An 18,706-nucleotide genomic window follows, 5' to 3' on the forward strand; every position below is an offset into this window, starting at 1 on the left:
ACGTTCAGCTCGGGCTCCCGGGTCGGGGGTGATCGCCGCCGCGAAGCTGGTCGACGGCGTGCACCAGGAGACGTGCGAGGACAGCGAGGCCGTCGCGCACCCCGCCGGTGGAGCCCGGCAGGTTCACGATGAGCGTGCGGCCGGCGACGCCGGCCAGGCCGCGGGAGAGCGCCGCCGTGGGCACCTTGGCACGGCCCTCGGCGCGGATCGCCTCGGGGATGCCGGGGATCTCGTGGTCGAGGACGCGGCGGGTGGCGTCGGGGGTGCGGTCGGTGGGCGAGATGCCCGTACCGCCGGTGGTGACGATGACGTCGTACCCGGCGGCCACCCCGGCGCGCAGCGCCTGTTCGACCGGGTCGCCGTCGGGCACGACCCGCGGCCCGTCGACGGCGAAGCCGAGCTGCGTCAGCGCCTCGGAGATCAGGGGACCGCCCCGGTCCTCGTAGACCCCGGCGGAGGCACGGTTCGACGCGGTCACCACAAGGGCGCGGTAGGCGGACGGCGCGGTGCCGCCGGGGGCTCCGGCCGCTCCACCGCCCGCCGCTCCCTCGGGCGCGGTCATGCGTCCGCCCCGTCCGGTGCGGTGCGCCGGTACTCGCCGGACGCGCCGCCCGACTTCGACTCGACCCGTACATCGGTGATGACCGCCGCCTTGTCGACCGCCTTGACCATGTCGATCACGGTGAGCGCGGCGACCGAGACGGCGGTCAGGGCCTCCATCTCGACGCCGGTGCGGTCCGTGGTCCGCACCGTGGCGGTGATCTCCACCGCGTCGTCGGCGACGCTCAGTGCGACCTCGACGCCGGAGAGGGCGAGCGGGTGGCAGAGCGGGATCAGCTCGGGGGTGCGCTTGGCGCCCATGATCCCGGCGATCCGGGCGGTGGCGAGGGCGTCGCCCTTGGGGACCCCTTCGCCGCGGAGCAGTTCGACGACGCGCGGCGAGACGAGGACCCGGCCGCTGGCGCCGGCCACCCGCGCGGTGACGTCCTTCTCCGAGACGTCGACCATGCGGGCCGCTCCCGCCTCGTCGATGTGCGTCAGCCTGTTCTGCGTACTCAACTCACTCCGCCTCGCGGTAGGGCGCCGGTTGCCCGCTCGGCGCGCGCCGGGGCGCGGGCCGGCGGCCCGGGGGTGTCCCCGGGACGGCACAGCGGCAGATACCGTACCGCCACCGCCGGGGGGTCAGCGGAGCAGGATCACTTCGGTGTCCGTGCCGGGCTCGGCGGAGGTGACGTCCTCCGGCAGCACGATCAGCGCGTCCGCCTGGGCGAGGGCGGCGATCAGATGCGACCCGGAGCCGCCGACGGGGGTGACGGTGCCGGCCTCCGCGTCGTACGTACCGCGCAGGAACTGGCGCCTGCCGGCCGGGGAGGACAGCGCCTCGTCGGTGTTCAGCGCGGCCCGCACGGTGGGGCGGTTCACGTCCTGGAGGCCCATCAGGACGCGGATCGCGGGCCGTACGAACAGCTCGAAGGAGACGTACGACGAGACGGGGTTGCCCGGGAGCGCCAGCAGCGGTGTGTGGTCGGGGCCGATCGAGCCGAAGCCCTGCGGCTTGCCGGGCTGCATGGCGAGCCTGCGGAAGTCGATGCCGCTGCCGGGCTCGTCCTCGTCGCCCACCGACGACAGGGCTTCCTTGACGACGTCGTACGCGCCGACGCTGACGCCACCGGTGGTGACGACGATGTCGGCGCGGATCAGCTGGTCCTCGATCGTGGCGCGGAGCGTGTCGGCGTCGTCGGTGACGGCGCCGACCCGGTAGGCGATCGCTCCGGCGTCCCGGGCCGCGGCCGTGAGCGCGAAGCTGTTGGAGTCGTAGATCCGGCCGCCGGTCAGCTCCTCGCCCGGCTGCACCAGTTCGCTGCCGGTCGAGATGACGACGACGCGCGGCCGGGGCCGCACCTTCACCGTCGAGCGGCCGATCGCGGCGAGCAGACCGATCTGCGGCGGGCCGACCACCGACCCGGCGCGCAGCGCCAGGTCGCCCGGCCTGACGTCGCTGCCGCGGGCCCTCACATGGGCACGGGCCCCGACGGGGCGGTGGACGCGGACCTCACCGCTCGCGCCCTCGGGGGCGTCGCGGTGGGCGCGCATGGTGTCGGCGGGGCCGCCGCCCGTACCGCCGTCGGTCCACTCGACCGGGACCACGGCCTCGGCACCGGGCGGCAGCGGGGCGCCGGTCATGATGCGGGCGGCCTCGCCCGGACCGACGCTCCGGTCCCCGGGCAGCCCGGCGCTGCCGGCCATGACGTCACCGATGACGGTGAGCACCGCGGGAAACTCCTCGTCGGCGCCCTCGACATCGGCGACGCGGACGGCGTACCCGTCCATCGAGCTGTTGTCGAAGGGCGGCAGGGAGATCCCCACGACGACGTCCTCGACGAGGACGCAGCCCTGGGCGTCGTGCAGTTGCAGCTCGATGGGTTCGAGCGGCCGCACCGTGCCGAGAATGTCTTCCAGGTGCTCGTCCACCGACCAGATCGGGCTGCTGCTCAAGGTGCTACATCTCCTCGGTCACGTAACTGCGGAGCCAGGCCCGGAAGTCGGGGCCCAGGTCTTCACGTTCGCACGCGAGCCGGACGATGGCGCGGAGGTAGTCGCTCCGGTCGCCGGTGTCATAGCGGCGCCCCTTGAAGACGACGCCGTGCACGGGTCCGCCGATCTTCTCGTCCTCGGCGAGGAGTTGCAGGGCGTCGGTGAGCTGGATCTCACCGCCGCGCCCCGGCTCGGTCTTGCGCAGTATGTCGAAGACGGCGGGGTCGAGGACGTAGCGGCCGATGATGGCGAGGTTGCTGGGCGCCTCGGCCGCGTCGGGCTTCTCGACGAGGCCGGTCACGCGCACCACGCCGTCCTGCGCGGTCTGCTCGACGGCCGCGCAGCCGTACATGTGGATCTGCTCCGGCGCGACCTCCATCAGCGCGACGACGCTGCCGCCCTCGCGCTCCTGGACCTCGACCATGCGGGCCAGCAGGGGGTCGCGCGGGTCGATGAGGTCGTCGCCGAGGAGGACCGCGAACGGCTGGTCGCCGACGTGCGGCGCCGCGCACAGCACGGCGTGGCCGAGACCGCGGGGGTCGCCCTGCCGGACGTAGTGCATGGTGGCCAGGTCGCTCGACTCCTGGACCTTCTGGAGCCGTTCGGCGTCTCCCTTGCGGGTGAGCGCGGACTCCAGCTCGTAGTTGCGGTCGAAGTGGTCCTCAAGGGGGCGCTTGTTGCGGCCGGTGATCATCAGGACGTCGGAGAGGCCGGCGGCCACCGCTTCTTCGACGACGTACTGGATCGCGGGCTTGTCGACGACAGGCAGCATCTCCTTGGGAGTGGCTTTGGTCGCCGGCAGAAAGCGGGTACCGAGCCCTGCGGCCGGGATGACGGCCTTGCTGATCCTGGTGTGCGACTGAGTCATGCGCAGAACCATAACCGGTGCCCATGGGCCGAAGAGGGGACTCCGGTTAACTTTGTACGTCTATATGAGCATACGAGAGATCCAGGGTGCCCCTTGAACACCGAGATGTCCCGAAAGGCGCTCCTCAGACGCGAACTGCTGGCCGCGCGAACCCTTCTCACCAGGGAAGACGTAGAAAACGCCGCGGCGGTTCTGTCCCGGGGCGCATTGCGTCTTCCGGAGTTGTCCGGAGCCCGTACCGTCGCCGCGTATGTCTCGGTGGGGAGTGAACCGGGCACCCGCCCCCTGCTGGACGCGCTGCGCGCGCGGGGCGTCCGGGTGCTGCTGCCGGTGCTCCTCGCGGACAACGATCTGGACTGGGCGCCGTACGAGGGAGCCGGCCGGCTGGTCCGGGCCGGCCGCGGGCTGCTGGAGCCGGACGGCGAGCGGCTCGGTCCCGACGCGGTTCTGGACGCCGACGTGGTCCTGCTGCCGGGTCTCGCGGTGGACGGGCGCGGGATGCGGCTGGGGCGCGGCGGCGGCAGCTACGACCGGGTGCTGGCCCGGCTCGCCGCGGCGGGGGCGCACCCGGCGCTGATCGTCCTGCTGTACGACAACGAGGTGGTCGCGCAGGTTCCCGAGGAACCGCACGACCACCCCGTGGACGCGGTGGTGACTCCGGCAAGGACCCGCCGGACGGGCCCTACGGTTTGAGGGTCAGGGTGTCGGTCGTCGCCCCGGTGACGGCGTTCGTCCCGAAGGACCAGTCGAGCAGATCGCCCTTGACCCACTTGTCGGTCTGATCGGTGTAGTGCGCGCTGAACGCGTGTCCGGAGGCGCCGGTGAGGTTGATCCAGCGGGACTTGTCCCAGTCCCCCACGTTGACCACCATCCGCATCGACGGCACCCAGACGACGTCGTAGCCGCCCGCCGCGTTCCAGCCGGTGGCGTTCACCGCGGCCTCACCGCCGCCGAGGTTCCACGGGCCGCGGTTGAGGACCCGCTGGAGCAGGCCGGGGCCCTCGGTTCCGAGGGTCTGGTTCTTCAGGGTCAGCTGGTGCAGCCGGCCCCAGCTCCACGTGGTGATGTCCTTGCCGAGCTCGGCGGTCAGCTCCCAGCGGGCGTCCGCCATGGCGCGGGCGAAGAGCTGGTCGCGGTTGTCGGTCGCCTTGTCCCGGCCGCGCTCCGGCGTCTTCCACCAGTCGCTCTTCGGGTCGTCCATCAGGTCCGAGACCACCTGGTACCAGCGGTCGCCGCCGTCCGGCTGCGCCGTGTCCGCCGCGCGCCGGCCGCACTCGCGCACCAGCTTGCCCTGCTCGTCGACCGGGCCCGAACTGTCGACCCGCGGCGCGTACAGGCACTCGCCCTCGACCCGCAGCTCCTTGGGCAGCTTGTCACCGAAGGCCAGCTTGAGGATGTTGCGCCAGACCGCGTTGAAGTACGCGGCCGCTGCCGAGTCGGGTTCCTGGGTGTAGTCCCAGCCCTCCAGGAGCTTCTGTGCCTCGCGGACGCTCTTGTCCGAGATATTGATCTTCATCAGCTCGGGCACCAGCAGCGCGGCGATCTCGCTGGTGTTGTCCATCTGCATCTTCTGCATGTCTTCGGTCGAGATCTTCCCGCCGTCCTTGATCTTCGACTCGATGAGGTCGTTGATCCGCTGGCTGCGGCTGCCGTAGCCCCAGTCCTCGGTGAGCAGGTGGGGGTACTTCTTCTCGTCGATGACGGCCTGGTTGGCGGTGACGATGTAGCCGCGCTTCGGGTCGTACTCGTAGGGCAGCTCGTCGAACGGAACCGGGTCCTTCTTCCAGCCGTACTCCGAGGACCAGCCGGGGCTGGGCATCGTGCCGTTGCCCTTGAGGCGGACCGGGATCTTTCCGGGAGCCTGGTAGCCGATGTGGCCCTTGGTGTCGGCGTAGACGAGGTTCTGCGAGGGGACCTCGAAGTGCGCCGCGGCCTTGCGGAAGGACGGGAAGTCCTTGGCCCGGTTGAGCTCGAAGACCGCGTCCATGGAGTGGCCGGGATCCAGCGCCGTCCACTTCAGGGCGACCGCGTAACCGTCGGCCCGGTCCGGGGCCGAGTTGCCGACGGGGGCCTTCTGGCCGACCTTCTCCAGTTCGCCGCTGCGGTCGGAGACCAGCGGACCGTTGTTGGTCTCGCGGACCGTGATGTGCCGGCTCTTGCCGCCCGCGACCTTGATGGTCTCCTCGCGGACGGTGAAGGGCTTGACCTTGCCGTCGTACATGTAGCCGTCGCCGGAGACCTTCTCCAGGAAGAGGTCGGTGACGTCCGCGCCCAGGTTGGTGAAGCCCCAGGCGATGTCCTGGTTGTGACCGATGATCACGCCGGGCATGCCGGAGAAGGTGTAGCCGGCGGTGTCGTACTGGCACTTCGCCGAGATCTCGCGGCAGTGCAGCCCCATCTGGTACCAGAGCGAGGGCAGCTGCGGCGCCAGGTGCGGGTCGTTGGCGAGCAGCGGCTTGTCGGTCGTCGTGTAGTCGCCGGAGACCACCCAGGAGTTGGACCCGATGCCGTTGCCGTTCGGGCCGAGGAGCGCCGGGATCTGGTCGAGGGTGTCGGAGAGCGAGGAGAGCTGGGTGTTCAGGCCCTCGGTGGCGCCCTGCGCGGTGCTCGAACCGAGGGTGTCGGACGGTGTCGCGTCCAGGTCGAACTTCCCGGTGACCGGAGAGATCGCGCCCCGGTCGACGATCGGCTTGTGCTTGCCGTACTGGTAGGGCGGGTACAGGTCCTCGATCTGCTTCGCGTCCAGCCTGCTGGTCATCAGCGAGCGGTCGATCTCGTCCTGCATGTTGCCGCGCAGGTCCCAGGCCATGGCCTTGAGCCAGGCGACCGAGTCGACCGGGGTCCATTCGGCCGGCTTGTAGTCGTTGGTGAAGCCGAGGGCGGCGTACTCGACGGAGATCTCCTTGCCGTCGCGCCCCTTGAGGTAGGCGTTGACGCCGTCCGCGTACGCCTGGAGGTTCTTCTTGGTGTCCGCGGACAGGACCTTGTCGTACTCCTCCTGGGCGACCTTGCGCCAGCCGAGTGTGCGCAGGAAGGAGTCCGTCTCGACCTGCCCGGACCCGAACATCTCGGAGAGCCGGCCCGCCGTCATGTGACGGCGGACGTCCATCTCCCAGAAGCGGTCCTGCGCCTGCACGAAGCCCTGGGCGCGGAAGAGGTCGGCGTCGGAGTCCGCGTACAGCTGCGGGATTCCATAGGAGTCGCGCTTGACGTCGACGGTGCCGTCGAGGCCGTCGAGCTTGAGCGACCCGGTCGTCTGCGGGTACGAGGCCCGCACGGTCGATACGGACCAGAACGCGCCGTAACCGATACCCGCGACAAGCGCCAGCACCAGAACGATCACGATCAGGCGGGCACGTCGCCCCTTCTTCCTGCCGGTCTTCCCACCGGCGGAACCGGTGGTGCCGGAAGAGGCGGTTGTGTTGGCGGGCATCGCTGTCCTTCGAGGGGCAGGTGGTCCTGGGAGTGCAGGAGCAACCATAGGCGCAGCACCGGGGCGGCTCTGACGCGGCATCGGGATGGGTTCGAATTCCACCGTGCCCGTACGAACGATCGAACGCGTCAAGAAAGCGTTAAAGATTAGGTAAGGTAACGAAGTACCGGCCGGGATCGGCCGATGCCGAGGGTCGATTCGGCAGGCGTCCGCAGGGAAGGAACGGCCACTGACTGTCCACGCGCTCAACGAACTCCTGCTCGCCTGCTCACTGGTCCTGCTCGTCGCCGTGGCGGCGGTGCGCATCTCGTCCCGCAGCGGGCTCCCCAGCCTGCTCCTGTACCTCGGCATCGGGATCGCCATAGGGCAGGACGGCATCTTCGACGTCAGGTTCAACAACGCCGAACTGACCCAGGTGATCGGCTACGCCGCACTGGTCGTGATCCTCGCCGAGGGCGGCCTGGGCACGAAGTGGAAAGAGATCAGACCCGCGCTGCCCGCCGCCGCGCTGCTCTCGCTCGTGGGCGTCGCGGTCAGCGTCGGCGTCACCGCGGCCGGAGCCCACTACCTGGTCGGCCTGGACTGGCGGCAGTCGCTGATCATCGGCGCGGTCGTCTCCTCGACGGACGCCGCCGCGGTCTTCTCGGTGCTGCGCAAGGTGCCGCTGCCCGCTCGCGTCACCGGCGTACTGGAGGCCGAATCGGGCTTCAACGACGCCCCCGTGGTGATCCTGGTGGTGGCCTTCTCGACCGCGGGACCGGTGGAGAGCTGGTACATACTGATCGGCGAGATAGCCCTGGAGCTCGCGATCGGCGCGGCCGTCGGCCTCGCCGTCGGCTGGCTCGGCTCGTTCGGCCTGCGTCATGTGGCGCTGCCCGCGTCCGGCCTGTACCCGATCGCCGTGATGGCGATCGCGGTGTCCGCGTACGCGGCGGGCGCCATGGCCCACGGCAGCGGCTTCCTCGCCGTCTACCTGTCCGCGATGATCCTCGGCAACGCCAAGCTGCCGCACTGGCCCGCCACCCGCGGCTTCGCCGACGGGCTCGGCTGGCTGGCCCAGATCGGCATGTTCGTGCTGCTCGGGCTCCTGGTCACACCGCACGATCTGTACGACGACTTCTGGCCCGCGGTCGTCGTGGGACTGGTGCTGACCGTGGTGGCACGGCCGCTGGAGGTCTTCATCTCGCTGGCACCGTTCCGGCTGCCCTGGCAGGAGAAGGCGTTCATGTCCTGGGCGGGGCTGCGCGGCGCCGTACCCATCATCCTGGCGACCATTCCGATGGTGTCCGGGGTCGAGGGCTCGACCCGGATCTTCAACATCGTCTTCGTTCTCGTCATCGTCTACACCCTCATCCAGGGACCGACCCTGCCCTGGATGGCGAAGGTCCTGAAGATCGCCGACGATCCGGCCGAGGCCTCCGACCTGGGCATCGAATCGGCACCGCTGGAGCGGCTCCGCGGCCATCTGCTGTCGGTGGCGATCCCCGGGAAGTCGAAGATGCACGGCGTGGAGGTCGGGGAACTCCGGCTGCCCGCCGGTGCCGCGGTCACCTTGGTCGTACGGGACGGCAAGAGCTTCGTCCCGGCGCCGTCGACCGTGCTGCGGCGCGGCGACGAACTGCTGGTGGTCACCACCGATCCGGTGCGCGACGCCACGGAGGAACGGCTCCGCGCGGTCGGCGAGGGCGGCAAGCTCGCGGGCTGGCTGGGAACGACCGGCAGCGGCGGCGAGAGCCTCGCCGCGCCCCATGTGGCCCATGATGTGGCGCACGCGCTGAAGACCGCGGCCAGGCGCGGCAAGACCGACGGGCCGAAAACGCACCGCTCCCGGGACACCAGCTGAGATTCCCGGGACACCAGGGGTGGAGGCGCCGCCCGCTGCCGATCCGAGGCGGGGGCAGGGGCGGGAGCTGGGGCACGGGCCGGGGCGGGCGCGCGGGCGGGGACGGGGGCTCGGGCGGGGCTCGGGCGGGGGCGGGGCTCGGGCCCTGGGCGCAATCAGAGGTGTGCGGGAGCCCCCGCCTGTATCATCGAGGAAATCTGATCGGCCCCTGCCACGGGGCCGCTCGGCCCGAACGACCAAACCGAACGACCAACTCTGCCTGATGCAGAGCTGGCGCGACCGTATGGCGGTCGTGGCGTCCTCCGCCTCTGCTGAGCGCCCGGCATCTACCGCAGTCCCGCGCGAAGAGGACAGCTCTCGGCAGCACCCGCACGCCCCCGCACCACCGGTGCCGGGCCGGCCCCGGGAGCTCGGCCACCAGGCGGCAGAAAGGCAAGGACCGTGGCATCCACGGTCTCCGACCGCCCGGGTTACGGGCAGTTGCTGCGCACCCCGGGTGCGTGGACGTTTCTCCTGCCGGGCTTCGCCGCACGGCAGCCCTTCGCGATGCTGACGATCGGCATCGTGCTACTGGTCCAGCACACCACCGGTTCGTACGGCAGCGCGGGCTCCGTCGCCGCCGTGACCGGTGTCTCCATGGCCCTGTTCGCACCGCAGACCGGCAAGCTCGCCGACCGGTTCGGCCAGCGCGCCGTGCTGCTGCCCGGCGTCCTGGTGCACGCGGCGTCCGTCTCGGCGCTGACGGCGCTCGCGCTGGCGGACGCGCCTCTGTGGGCCCTGTTCGCGGCGGCCGTCCCCACCGGTGCGTCCGTTCCGCAGGTCGGGCCGATGGTCCGGGCCCGTTGGGCGGCCCTGCTGGGCACGGCACCGGGGCGCGAGGCCTCACCACTGCTGTCCACGGCGGCCGCCTTCGAATCGGTGACGGACGAGTTCACCTTCGTCATCGGCCCGGTGCTCGCCACCGCGCTGTGCACCGGGGTGCACCCGGCGGCGGGCCTGATCACGGAGGCCGGGCTGACCCTGATCGGCGGACTGCTCTTCGCCGCGCAGAGCCGCACCCAGCCCGCGGTGCGCGCCGCCGCGTCCGGCGCTTCCGAGCGGCACGCGTCCGCGCTGTCCGTGCCCGGTGTCCGGGTGCTCGCGGTGGCCTTCCTGGGGATCGGCGCGGTCTTCGGCGGCATGCAGGTCTCGCTGACCGCCTTCGCCGAGGAGATCGGCCGGCCGGGGGCGAACGGTCTGCTGTACGGGGTCTTCGCGGCGGGCAACATGCTGGCCGGCATCGTCTGCGGCGCCATCGCCTGGAAGAGCGGGCCGCGACGGCGGCTGATCGCCGGGTACGCGGCGCTGACCCTGACCGCGTCCGGACTGTGGGCGGTGCACTCCGTGCCGCTGCTGGCCGGGCTCGGCCTGTTGGTCGGACTGTCCATCGCCCCCGCGCTGATCAGCGGCTACACGCTGGTGGAGGCGCTGGTTCCGGGGTCCGCCCGTACCGAGGCGTTCACCTGGCTGACGGGCTCGGTCGCCCTCGGCCAGGCGGCCGCGGTGACGGTCGCCGGGCGGCTCGCCGACGCCCACGGCGCGAGCACCGGATTCGTCGTGCCGCTCGTGGGGACCGTGCTCGCGCTGGCCACCCTGCTGGCACTGCGTTCGAGGCTCGCGCCCGCGGCCTCGGGGCGGACCGTGGCACGTGGTGTCGGTCACCGGGAGCCGGTCACGGTGGACTGATCCAGCGGAATACGTCAGTATGGAGCGTCGTTAGCACTCATTGAGTGAGAGTGCCAGGAGGAGCAAGTGCCGACCTATCAGTACCAGTGCACCGAATGTGGCGAGGGCCTTGAGGCGGTGCAGAAGTTCACCGATGATGCCCTGACCGTGTGCCCGAGCTGCGACGGACGCCTGAAGAAGGTGTTCTCAGCGGTCGGCATTGTCTTCAAGGGTTCCGGTTTCTACCGGAACGACAGCCGCGGCTCCTCGTCGAGCAGCACGTCGGCGTCGTCCTCGGCGAAGGCATCCGGTTCCGCTTCGTCCGATTCGTCGTCGACCGGATCGGCGTCGGGGTCGGGGTCGGACACGAAGTCGTCCGCTTCCACGCCGGCCGCCGCGGCTTCGTCTTCTTCGTCGTCGTCCTCCACGAGTGGTACGTCGGCCGCCTGATCCGCACCGCGCTTCCCGAGGACCCCACCGATCCGTTCGGTGGGGTCCTCGGCGTTTTTCCGCGCGGCTAATGTGATCGCATGGCGAACGCAGAGATCGGTGTCATCGGCGGCTCGGGCTTGTACTCCTTCCTGGAGGACGTCACGGAGGTGCGTGTGGACACCCCGTACGGACAGCCGAGCGACTCCCTCTTCCTCGGCGAGGTCGGCGGGCGCCGGGTCGCCTTCCTGCCCCGCCACGGGCGCGGCCACCATCTGCCGCCGCACCGCATCAACTACCGGGCCAACCTGTGGGCGCTGCGCTCCGTCGGTGTACGCCAGGTGCTCGGCCCGTGCGCGGTGGGCGGACTGCGTCCGGAGTACGGGCCGGGCACGCTGCTCGTGCCCGACCAGATGGTCGACCGCACCAAGGCCCGTACGCAGACGTACTACGACGGGGAGATCCGGGCCGATGGCGCGGAGCCGAGCGTCCTGCATTTGGGCTTCGCCGATCCGTACTGCCCCGAAGGGCGCAGGGCGGCACTGGCGGCGGCCCGCGCCGAGCGCTGGGAGCCGGTGGACGGCGGGACGCTGGTGGTCGTCGAGGGACCTCGCTTCTCGACCCGGGCGGAGTCGCGGTGGCATGCGGCGATGGGCTGGTCGGTGGTCGGGATGACCGGGCACCCGGAGGCGATCCTCGCCCGCGAACTGGGCCTCTGCTACACGACGATGACACTGGTGACGGACCTGGACGCGGGGGCCGAGGCCGGGGAGGGCGTCTCGCACGGGGAGGTGCTGAAGGTGTTCGCGGCCAATGTGGACCGGCTGCGGTCGGTGCTCTTCGGCGTGGTGGCCGCCCTGCCGGCGGAGGCGGACCGCGACTGCCCGTGCTCGCATGCGCTGGACGGGCTGAAGACGGGGATCGAACTCCCTTGACCGGGTGACGGGGTTTTCCACAACACCGGGGCCGTCCACAGGCTTCGGCGGGAAGCCCGCGGACAGTGGATCGTGAGGGGCGTTCGTCCAAAACTCCTCACGGCAGGTGGTGTTGGCCATGTTTCCGTCGTCCCAGTCGTTCCCGCCCGTGCCCTTTGAAGGCACCGTGCCTTTTGAAGGCTCCGTGCCCTTTGAGGGTTCCGTTCCCTTTGAAGGTTCCGCTCCGGCCATGGCTCCTGGACCTCCGGCGTCGGCTCCTCCGCCCTGCGGTGTGCCCGCGTTCGAGCCGTTGCGGGTGCGAGGAGGCGGTGGGCACCGGTTGCGGAGTGCGCTGTGGCGGCAGCGCCGCTCGATGGCCGCCGCACTCACCCTGGCGGCTGCCGCGCTGGCCGCGACGGGGCTGGGCGGGGGCGGCGGAAGTGGCGTGGGCGGCGATTCCGCGCAGGGGGCGGGGGCGGGGACAGAGGCAGGGACAGGGGCAGGGGGTGGAGCCGGGGAGGCGCCGGAGCGGGCACGGGGGCCGGCTCCGCTGGTCTCCGCGCCGGTCAGGATCGCGGATGCGGGGACGGTGCGGCTGTTACGGCCGGGTGACCGCGTCGATGTCATCGCCTCCGAGAGATCCGGGGCCGATGCCCGGATGCTGGCGAAGGGCGCGCGGGTGGCAGATGTACCGCAGGCCCCGGCCGAAGGTTCCACGGAGGACGGCGCGCTGATCGTGCTGTCCGTTCCCCGGAGCACGGCCGCGTCGCTGGCCGGTGCGGGTATCTGGGCCAGGCTGGCGGTGACCCTGTGCTGACTCGTGCTGATGAACGGTCGGACAACCGAGTCCTGTCGGGTCCGGTGCTCAGCGCCACTCCCGGCTTGGTGATCACGGCCGCTGTCGTCTGCTTCCTGATGGTGCTGCCCGTGTTCCTGACGGTGCTGCCCATGGCCATGTACCTCGCCGGGCGGGCGGCCGTGCGAGGCCGCGAAGGAAGGAGTCCAGGAGACGCTGGAGGTAAGCGGGCCGGAGGTGCCGAAGGAGATGCTGGAGGCGAGCGAACCGAAGGTGCCGAAGGAGAGCCGCGACGCCCTCATCCAGCGGCGCGGAGGCTTGGTGGGCAAGGCTTCCGGCCAGGAACCCGGTCGCGGTCACGACCGGTGGCGGAACACCCGGCGAGAGGACCGGCAGCGGCACCGTCGGACCACCACGGAGCGGGGGCTCAGATGTGGTGGGGAGGCTTCTCGTCGAGAAAGCGCGCCAGATCGGCGGCGCTACCGCCGGCCGGGGCCCGCTCGCCCCACCCTCGGTCCGTATCGTCCGCGGACTGCTGGTCCAGCGGATCGTCGAAGATCAGAGCCGGTTTCGGCTTCGGCCGCGCCGGCTGGGACGGCTTCGAATCGCGCGGGCCGGGAGTGGGGGCGGTGCTCATACACCCAGGGTACGGCGGTGGTCAACGGTACGGCAGCGGTCAGCGATCCCTCGGGTCGAGCAGCCACAGTCCGAGGACGACGAGGAACGACAGGCAGAGGAAGCCGGAACCCCACCAGGCCGTGCCGGTGTTGCCCTCCATCCACGCGTCGATGATGACGGTCAGGCCCCAGAGCTGTCCGATGACGACGGTCATGGCAAGGACCAGCCGGGCCGTCAGTTTCGAGGAGCGCTCGGGTTCCTGGTCGGTGCCCGCGCCCGGACCGGGACCGGTGTGGCGGACCCGGGGGTCGCCGTAGCCGCTGGTGGGGCGGATCTGCGGATAGCGCTCGCGGACGGGGCGGTTGAGCTCGGGGCGGGCACTGCCCGGGTGGTACTCCGGGTACGCCGGGTACGCCGGGTACTCCGCTGGGCTTTCCGGGGAGCCCGCCGGGCGTTCCGGGGGCCCCTGACGCCGGGGCTGCTGGGCGTCGGTCATGTCCGCCTGCCGGAGGTCTCGGCGTCGGCGGCCCGGGGACCGGCCGTCCTGGCTCGCGACCGTGCAGCACCGGGCGCGTCCGCCCCGGCCGCCCCCGGTGCGCTCATGCCGGCCGCCTCCGAGGTGTTCGCCCCGGCCGGACCCGATGCACCGGACAGGGGTGCCTCCGCGCCTCCGTCTCTGACCGCGGGGCAGCCGATGCGGGACGCGAGGTCCGGGCGGTCGGCGCTGAGCCGACGGCACAGTCCGTGTTCGATGCTCTCGCCCGAGCGGGTCGTGCCGATCGCCCAGATACTGCCGTCGGTCTGCTCGGTGAGCACCACCTTGGGCAGTGCGCGGGGCGGCGGCCCGGCGGTGACCTCGCCGGTGCGGGCGTCGAAGACACCCTCGTGGCAGGGGCAGTACAACTCGCCCTCCGAGCCGCGGTCCTTGCGCCAGAGCACGGCGCAGGCGAGATGGGTGCAGATCGCGGAGTAGCCGACGAGGGTGCCGTCGTCGAGCCGGACGGCGACCGCCCGGTCCTCTTCGTCCGGGTAGTGGAAGGCGAGGGATTCGCCGGGAAGGAGCTGAGTGGCGATCTTCTTCGGCCCGGGGGCCTTGGCGTCGCCGGGTTCGCCATGTCGCGGAAGGATTCCGCCGGCCACGCCGAGGCCGCCGACGGCGAGACCGCCCGAGACGGTCGTGACGATCCGGAGGTAGTCGCGCCGGGTGGTGAGGGAGTCGGCGGCGATCCGGTCGTGGAGGGCTTCGCGCGGGTCACCGGAGGGCGGCCGGCCGGTGACGCTCATCGGCGGACGTCCTTCCCGTTGATCTCGACGACGGGAAGACCGCCGGGCACCGGCCACTGGACCCTGTCGGCGGGAACGACCATGGCCACACCGGTGCGGACCTCGCTGCGGCCGAAGACGAAGGTGTCGGCGACCTGGACGCCGGGGCGCTCTGCCTGGAGTTCCTCGACGGTCCCGTAGAACAGCGCTCCTGTCGGACACACGGTCGCGCACATGGGGGCGAGGCCGTAGGCGGTGCGGTCGTAGCAGAGGTTGCATTTCATCTGCAGCTTCGCCTGCGGGTCGATCTTCGGAACTCCGAAGGGGCAGGCGTTGACGCAGTTGGCGCAGCCGATGCAGCGGGTGGTGTCGGCCTGCTGCACCACACCGTCGGCGGTCACCAGGATCGCGTCGGCGGGGCAGACCTCGGCGCACGGGGCGACCGGGTCCTCGCAGTGCATACAGACCGTGGGAAGGGAGGCGACGGACCGGCCCTCGTCGGTGTAGTCGAGGTGGATCATCGACTTGCCGCGGTGCGAGTCGCATTCCCGGCAGGCGGAGACACACGCCTGGCAGCCGATGCATCGCCCCGGATCAATGAAGATCGTTCTGCCCATCATGCGGGGTCAGCCCCTCTCCGAGGTGCCACAGCCCTGGGGAGACGTGGGCGGCAGCGGATCGGTACGGGAGACCTGGGTCTCCGGGTAGGCGGCATGGCCGGGTGCGGCAGGGGGTGCGGGGACCTTGTCAATCCTGTCGGCGTGCTCGATGCGACAGGCGCACACCTTGTACTCGGGGATCTTGGAGCGGGGGTCGAGGGCGTCGATGGTCAGGGCGTTGGCCGCGGTGGGGACGGGCCAGTGGTACGGGATGAAGACGGTGTCGGGGCGGATCGCCTCGGTGACCAGGGCGGGGAAGACCTCGCTGCCGCGCCGGGTGACGACGCGGACCGGTTCGCCGTTGCGGAAGCCGTGGGAGGGGTGGACCTCGGCCCAGGGGCGCGGGGTCTGTTCGACGAGGGCGCCCAGCCGGCGGGTCTGGTTGCCGGAGAGGAAGTGGGCGACGGTACGTCCGGTGGTGAGCGACATGGGGTGCTCGTCGTCGTACGGGTCCATCGGCGGGTGCCACTCGACGACCTGCAGATGGATCTTGCCGTCGGGGTGGTAGGTCTTCCCGTCCTCGAAGAGCCGGGGGTGCCGGGGTGGTCGGTGGACGGGCAGGGCCAGGCGATCCCGCCGGTCTCCTCCAGCCGTTCGTAGGTGATGCCGTAGTAGTCGTTGACGGTGCCGGCGGAGGCGGTCCGCAGTTCGTCGAAGACCTCGCGGGAATCGGCGAAGGCGAATTTGTCTCCCGCGCCGAGGCGCTTGGCGAGCTCGCACATCACCCAGGTGTCGGTCCGTACGCCGGGGGGCGGGTCCTGGGCCTTGTTGTGCTTGACCACCCGGGCCTCGGCGTTGGCCATCACCCCGTCGTCCTCGGCCCAGGTGGTGACGGGGAAGACCACATGGGCGTTGGCCGCGGTCTCGGAGAGGAAGAAGTCGAATTGGGCATGGAACTCTGTGGCGTCGTACCCCTCCTTGACGACCTTGTAGTGGGGAAGGGAGACGAAGGGGTTGTTGCAGATGCCGATCAGTCCGCGGATCTCGCGGCGCTGCATCTGCCAGACCATTTCCATCATCGAGGTTCCTGCGGGCGGGAGTTCGGACTCCTCGATGCCCCAGATCTCGCAGATCTGCCTGCGGTGCTCCTCGTTCGTGATCGAGCGGCCGCCGGGAAGGAGGTCGGCCTTCTGGCCGTGCTCGCGGCCGCCCTGCCCGTTGCCCTGGCCGGTGAGGGTGCCGTATCCGGCGCCGGGCCTGCCGATGTGGCCGGTGGCGGTGCAGAGGTTGATCACGCTGAGGCAGTTCTCGACGCCCTGCGAGTGGTGCTCGATACCGCGGGCGTGCCAGGCCATGGCCTTGGGAGCGCGGGCGAAGGCTCGGGCGACCTGGACGATCTGCTGGGCGGGGATGCCGCAGATCTCGGCGGCCCGGGACGGCGGGTACTCACCGGCCTTGGCCCTCACCTCCTCCCAGCCCGTGGCGTGGGCGGCGAGATAGGCCTCGTCGGTCAGGCCCTCCTCCACGACCACATTCAGCACGGAGTTGAAGAAGGCCGAGTCGGTGCCGGGCTTAAGCGCGACATGGATGTCCGCGGTGCGGGCGATCGCGGTCTCCCGTGGATCGACGACGATCAGGCTCGCACCGCGGTCCCGGGCCCCCCACACGTACTGGGTCATGACGGGGAAGCACTCGCCGACGTTGGAGCCCGCGATCAGCAGGCAGTCGGTGAGCAGGATGTCGGAGAAGGGGTTGCCGGCCCGGTCGATGCCGAAGGCGAGTTTGTTGGCGCCCGCGGCGCTGACCATGCAGAGCCGGCCGTTGTAGTCGACATGCCGGGACTTGAGGGCGACCCGGGCGAATTTGCCGACCAGATAGGTCTTTTCGGTGAAGAGGCTGGCGCCGCCGAGGAGCCCGAAGGCGTCGTTGCCGTGGCTCTGCTGGATGCGCTTGATCTCGGAGACGGTGAAGTCGAGTGCCTCGTCCCAGGAGACCTCGCGGAGGTCCTCGTCCCGGGAGCGGCGCAGGAGCGGGGCGGTCAGCCGGTCGGGATGGTTGACCTGCTGGTACGCGTTGATGCCCTTGGGGCACAGGCGCATCCGGTTGATGTCGTGGTTGCGGGGTTCGACGCCGAAGACCTTGCCTCCCCGGTCGACGCGCAGATACATCCCGCACTGGACCCCGCAGAAACAGCAGTGGGTGGGGACGAGCGTCTCGCCCTCCTGGTCGGCGCGCCACCGGTCGGCGGGGATGCCGCCCGCGTCCCGGAAGGCCCGGGTGCCGGGCGGTGCGAGAGAGGGGTCGAGAGGGACGGCCGGGCGGGAGGCGGCGGCGCGCGGATCCGAGGTCACTTGAAGCCCTTCTTCACGTGGGTGAGGTAGGCGCCGCCGCGCAGCACTCGCTTGCAACGCGGGCAGTATTCGGCCCACTCGTCGAAGCCGAGGCGGAGATCGCGCATGGTGCCGCGGAGGTTCTCGACATACGGCGCGGTGTCGATGGGTTCCTCGCAGCGGCGGCAGCCGAAGACCTCCTGGTCCTGCCGGGCGGTGTATTTGAACAGCTGCATGCCGACCGCCGCCGGGCGCTGCACGATGTGGAAGAACTTCCCGAACGGGATGTAGATGAGGGTGAAGACCACCGACACCATGTGGAGGATCGCCAGGAATTCGTAACCGCCGCCGTGCAGGAAGATCGACGAGAAGGTGAGCAGCAGCCCGGTCACGGAGATGACGATCAGGGCGATCAGCGGCACCAGGTCGTAGGCGAAGCGCTGGCCGGTGACGACGCCGCGGTCCCGCATCCGCCGCCAGAGGAAGTACGAGGCGCCGGGGATGACGAGCACGGCGGCGATGTCCAGGCCGTGGAACATCAGCCAGCCCAGGATGTCGAGGGAGTCGAAGCCGATGATCCTGAAGCCCCAGATGCGCATCTCGTAGCCGGGGCCCGAGCCGGAACCGGAGGTGAAGGTGAACCAGCCCCAGGTGAGCGGAAAGGTGATCAGGGAGGCGAGGACACAGCCCCAGAAGATCAGTTGGTGGGCGGCCCAGCGGGCGTGTGAGCGGGCACCGAGGAATTTCTGGAAGCCCAGGTAGGTGGCGATCATCCGGGGCAGGGCGGTGGGAGCCCTGCGGAAGTTCGCCATGGAGAAGAAGCTCCGCCACCCCTGCTTGAACAGGCGCCGTGCGCCGGGCGCGGAGACCCAGACGGTGTAGCGGTAGGCGACGCCGAAGGCGAGGAAGACGGTGGCGACGGCGTACGGGAGAAGGGCGGAGTCGAAGTTCTCCAGAAGCCGGCTGCCGATCACGATCGCGAGGATCAGCAGGACGGAGACGATGACACCGGCCGCGGTCGCACGCGCGGTGACGGACCGGGACGCGGCCGCCCGAGGGCCGGCACTCCCTGCGGACCTCGCGGTACCGGGCGCTCCGGAAAAGCCGCCGCGCCCCGCACCGGAGGTGGTCTGCGCGGCTGCGGCGGGGGCTTCTGGCGGCTCGGTCACCCCGTCACCGTAGGGGCATATGGGACGATAGGTCCTGTTTTACGACTCGGTGGGGTGAGCCCGTTCGCCCGACCGGCTCGCGGGCACACTCGGTTACCGGGGCGCGGTCCTGGGGCGGTACGCGGTCCTGCCGGGGCGCGGTCCTGGGGCGGTACGCGGTCCTGCCGGGGCGCGGTCCTGGGGCGGTACGCGGTTACCGGGGCGC

General features: G+C 70.9%; 16 protein-coding genes and 2 pseudogenes. 7 read left to right on the forward strand and 11 right to left on the reverse strand.

From position 1 onward, the window contains the following. Window positions 1–4: 4 nt before the first annotated feature. The 4 genes from ACFVT1_RS16650 to galU all read right to left on the reverse strand — a co-directional run bounded on the left by ACFVT1_RS16650 (window position 5) and on the right by galU (window position 3,403). Complete coding sequence (locus ACFVT1_RS16650; RefSeq protein WP_389795801.1) at window positions 5–562, reverse strand: molybdenum cofactor biosynthesis protein B; 558 nt, start codon at window positions 560–562, stop codon at window positions 5–7. Beyond that, window positions 559–1,059, reverse strand: coding sequence for a cyclic pyranopterin monophosphate synthase MoaC (moaC, locus tag ACFVT1_RS16655; protein ID WP_389795803.1), 501 nt, complete (start codon window positions 1,057–1,059; stop codon window positions 559–561). Before moaC ends, ACFVT1_RS16650 begins: the two co-directional genes overlap by 4 nt. Window positions 1,060–1,182: 123 nt before the next feature. Next, window positions 1,183–2,496, reverse strand: a complete 1,314-nt coding sequence (gene glp, locus ACFVT1_RS16660; RefSeq protein ID WP_389795804.1) for a gephyrin-like molybdotransferase Glp — start codon at window positions 2,494–2,496, stop codon at window positions 1,183–1,185. Window positions 2,497–2,500: 4 nt separating this feature from the next. Continuing rightward, complete coding sequence (gene galU, locus ACFVT1_RS16665; protein ID WP_362199643.1) at window positions 2,501–3,403, reverse strand: UTP--glucose-1-phosphate uridylyltransferase GalU; 903 nt, start codon at window positions 3,401–3,403, stop codon at window positions 2,501–2,503. A gap of 105 nt (window positions 3,404–3,508) precedes the next feature. On the opposite strand from galU, the gene ACFVT1_RS16670 reads away from it, so the two are divergent. Further along, window positions 3,509–4,096: a 5-formyltetrahydrofolate cyclo-ligase gene (locus ACFVT1_RS16670; RefSeq protein ID WP_389796195.1), complete on the forward strand. Its 588-nt coding sequence runs from the start codon at window positions 3,509–3,511 to the stop codon at window positions 4,094–4,096. Here ACFVT1_RS16670 and ACFVT1_RS16675 read toward each other — a convergent pair. Continuing rightward, window positions 4,086–6,836, reverse strand: a complete 2,751-nt coding sequence (locus ACFVT1_RS16675) for a penicillin acylase family protein (protein WP_389795807.1) — start codon at window positions 6,834–6,836, stop codon at window positions 4,086–4,088. The two genes, ACFVT1_RS16670 and ACFVT1_RS16675, sit on opposite strands and share 11 nt — an antisense overlap. Window positions 6,837–7,125: 289 nt before the next feature. Between ACFVT1_RS16675 and ACFVT1_RS16680 the strand changes: the two genes are divergently transcribed. The 6 genes and pseudogenes from ACFVT1_RS16680 to ACFVT1_RS16705 all read left to right on the forward strand — a co-directional run. After that, window positions 7,126–8,679, forward strand: a complete 1,554-nt coding sequence (locus ACFVT1_RS16680) for a potassium/proton antiporter (protein ID WP_389795808.1) — start codon at window positions 7,126–7,128, stop codon at window positions 8,677–8,679. A 441-nt stretch (window positions 8,680–9,120) separates the two neighbouring features. Further along, window positions 9,121–10,404: an MFS transporter gene (locus ACFVT1_RS16685; RefSeq protein WP_389795810.1), complete on the forward strand. Its 1,284-nt coding sequence runs from the start codon at window positions 9,121–9,123 to the stop codon at window positions 10,402–10,404. A 66-nt stretch (window positions 10,405–10,470) separates the two neighbouring features. Next, window positions 10,471–10,833, forward strand: a complete 363-nt coding sequence (locus ACFVT1_RS16690; RefSeq protein ID WP_389795812.1) for an FmdB family zinc ribbon protein — start codon at window positions 10,471–10,473, stop codon at window positions 10,831–10,833. 80 nt (window positions 10,834–10,913) lie between these two features. Further along, window positions 10,914–11,747 (forward strand): S-methyl-5'-thioadenosine phosphorylase, encoded by an 834-nt coding sequence (locus ACFVT1_RS16695; protein WP_389795814.1) that lies wholly within the window; start codon window positions 10,914–10,916, stop codon window positions 11,745–11,747. Between the two features lie 319 nt (window positions 11,748–12,066). Then, the gene (locus tag ACFVT1_RS16700; protein WP_389795815.1) at window positions 12,067–12,543 is read left to right on the forward strand and encodes a hypothetical protein; all 477 of its coding nucleotides are present in this window, start codon (window positions 12,067–12,069) and stop codon (window positions 12,541–12,543) included. Between the two features lie 29 nt (window positions 12,544–12,572). Continuing rightward, window positions 12,573–12,873 (forward strand): annotated as a pseudogene (locus tag ACFVT1_RS16705) (hypothetical protein); the annotation flags it as partial. A gap of 76 nt (window positions 12,874–12,949) precedes the next feature. On the opposite strand, the gene ACFVT1_RS16710 reads toward ACFVT1_RS16705, so the two are convergent. From ACFVT1_RS16710 to ACFVT1_RS16735, 6 genes and pseudogenes are all read right to left on the reverse strand, one after another. Then, entirely contained in the window at window positions 12,950–13,159 is a 210-nt protein-coding gene (locus ACFVT1_RS16710; RefSeq protein WP_362199624.1) for a hypothetical protein, read from the reverse strand. Between the two features lie 39 nt (window positions 13,160–13,198). Continuing rightward, on the reverse strand, window positions 13,199–13,636 hold the full coding sequence (locus ACFVT1_RS16715; protein ID WP_389795816.1) for a hypothetical protein: 438 nt from the start codon (window positions 13,634–13,636) through the stop codon (window positions 13,199–13,201). Further along, entirely contained in the window at window positions 13,633–14,424 is a 792-nt protein-coding gene (locus ACFVT1_RS16720; protein ID WP_389795818.1) for a Rieske (2Fe-2S) protein, read from the reverse strand. The genes ACFVT1_RS16715 and ACFVT1_RS16720 overlap by 4 nt, the downstream gene beginning before the upstream one ends. Beyond that, window positions 14,421–15,023, reverse strand: a complete 603-nt coding sequence (locus ACFVT1_RS16725; RefSeq protein ID WP_389795820.1) for a 4Fe-4S dicluster domain-containing protein — start codon at window positions 15,021–15,023, stop codon at window positions 14,421–14,423. Before ACFVT1_RS16725 ends, ACFVT1_RS16720 begins: the two co-directional genes overlap by 4 nt. A 6-nt stretch (window positions 15,024–15,029) precedes the next feature. Further along, a pseudogene (locus tag ACFVT1_RS16730) lies at window positions 15,030–17,353 on the reverse strand (molybdopterin oxidoreductase family protein). Next, window positions 17,350–18,336, reverse strand: coding sequence for an MFS transporter (locus ACFVT1_RS16735; protein WP_389796196.1), 987 nt, complete (start codon window positions 18,334–18,336; stop codon window positions 17,350–17,352). The pseudogene ACFVT1_RS16730 and the gene ACFVT1_RS16735 overlap by 4 nt, the downstream one beginning before the upstream one ends. Window positions 18,337–18,706 lie beyond the last annotated feature (370 nt).

Source organism: Streptomyces sp. NPDC057963 (assembly GCF_042887155.1).
In the GTDB taxonomy this organism is placed as follows: domain Bacteria; phylum Actinomycetota; class Actinomycetes; order Streptomycetales; family Streptomycetaceae; genus Streptomyces.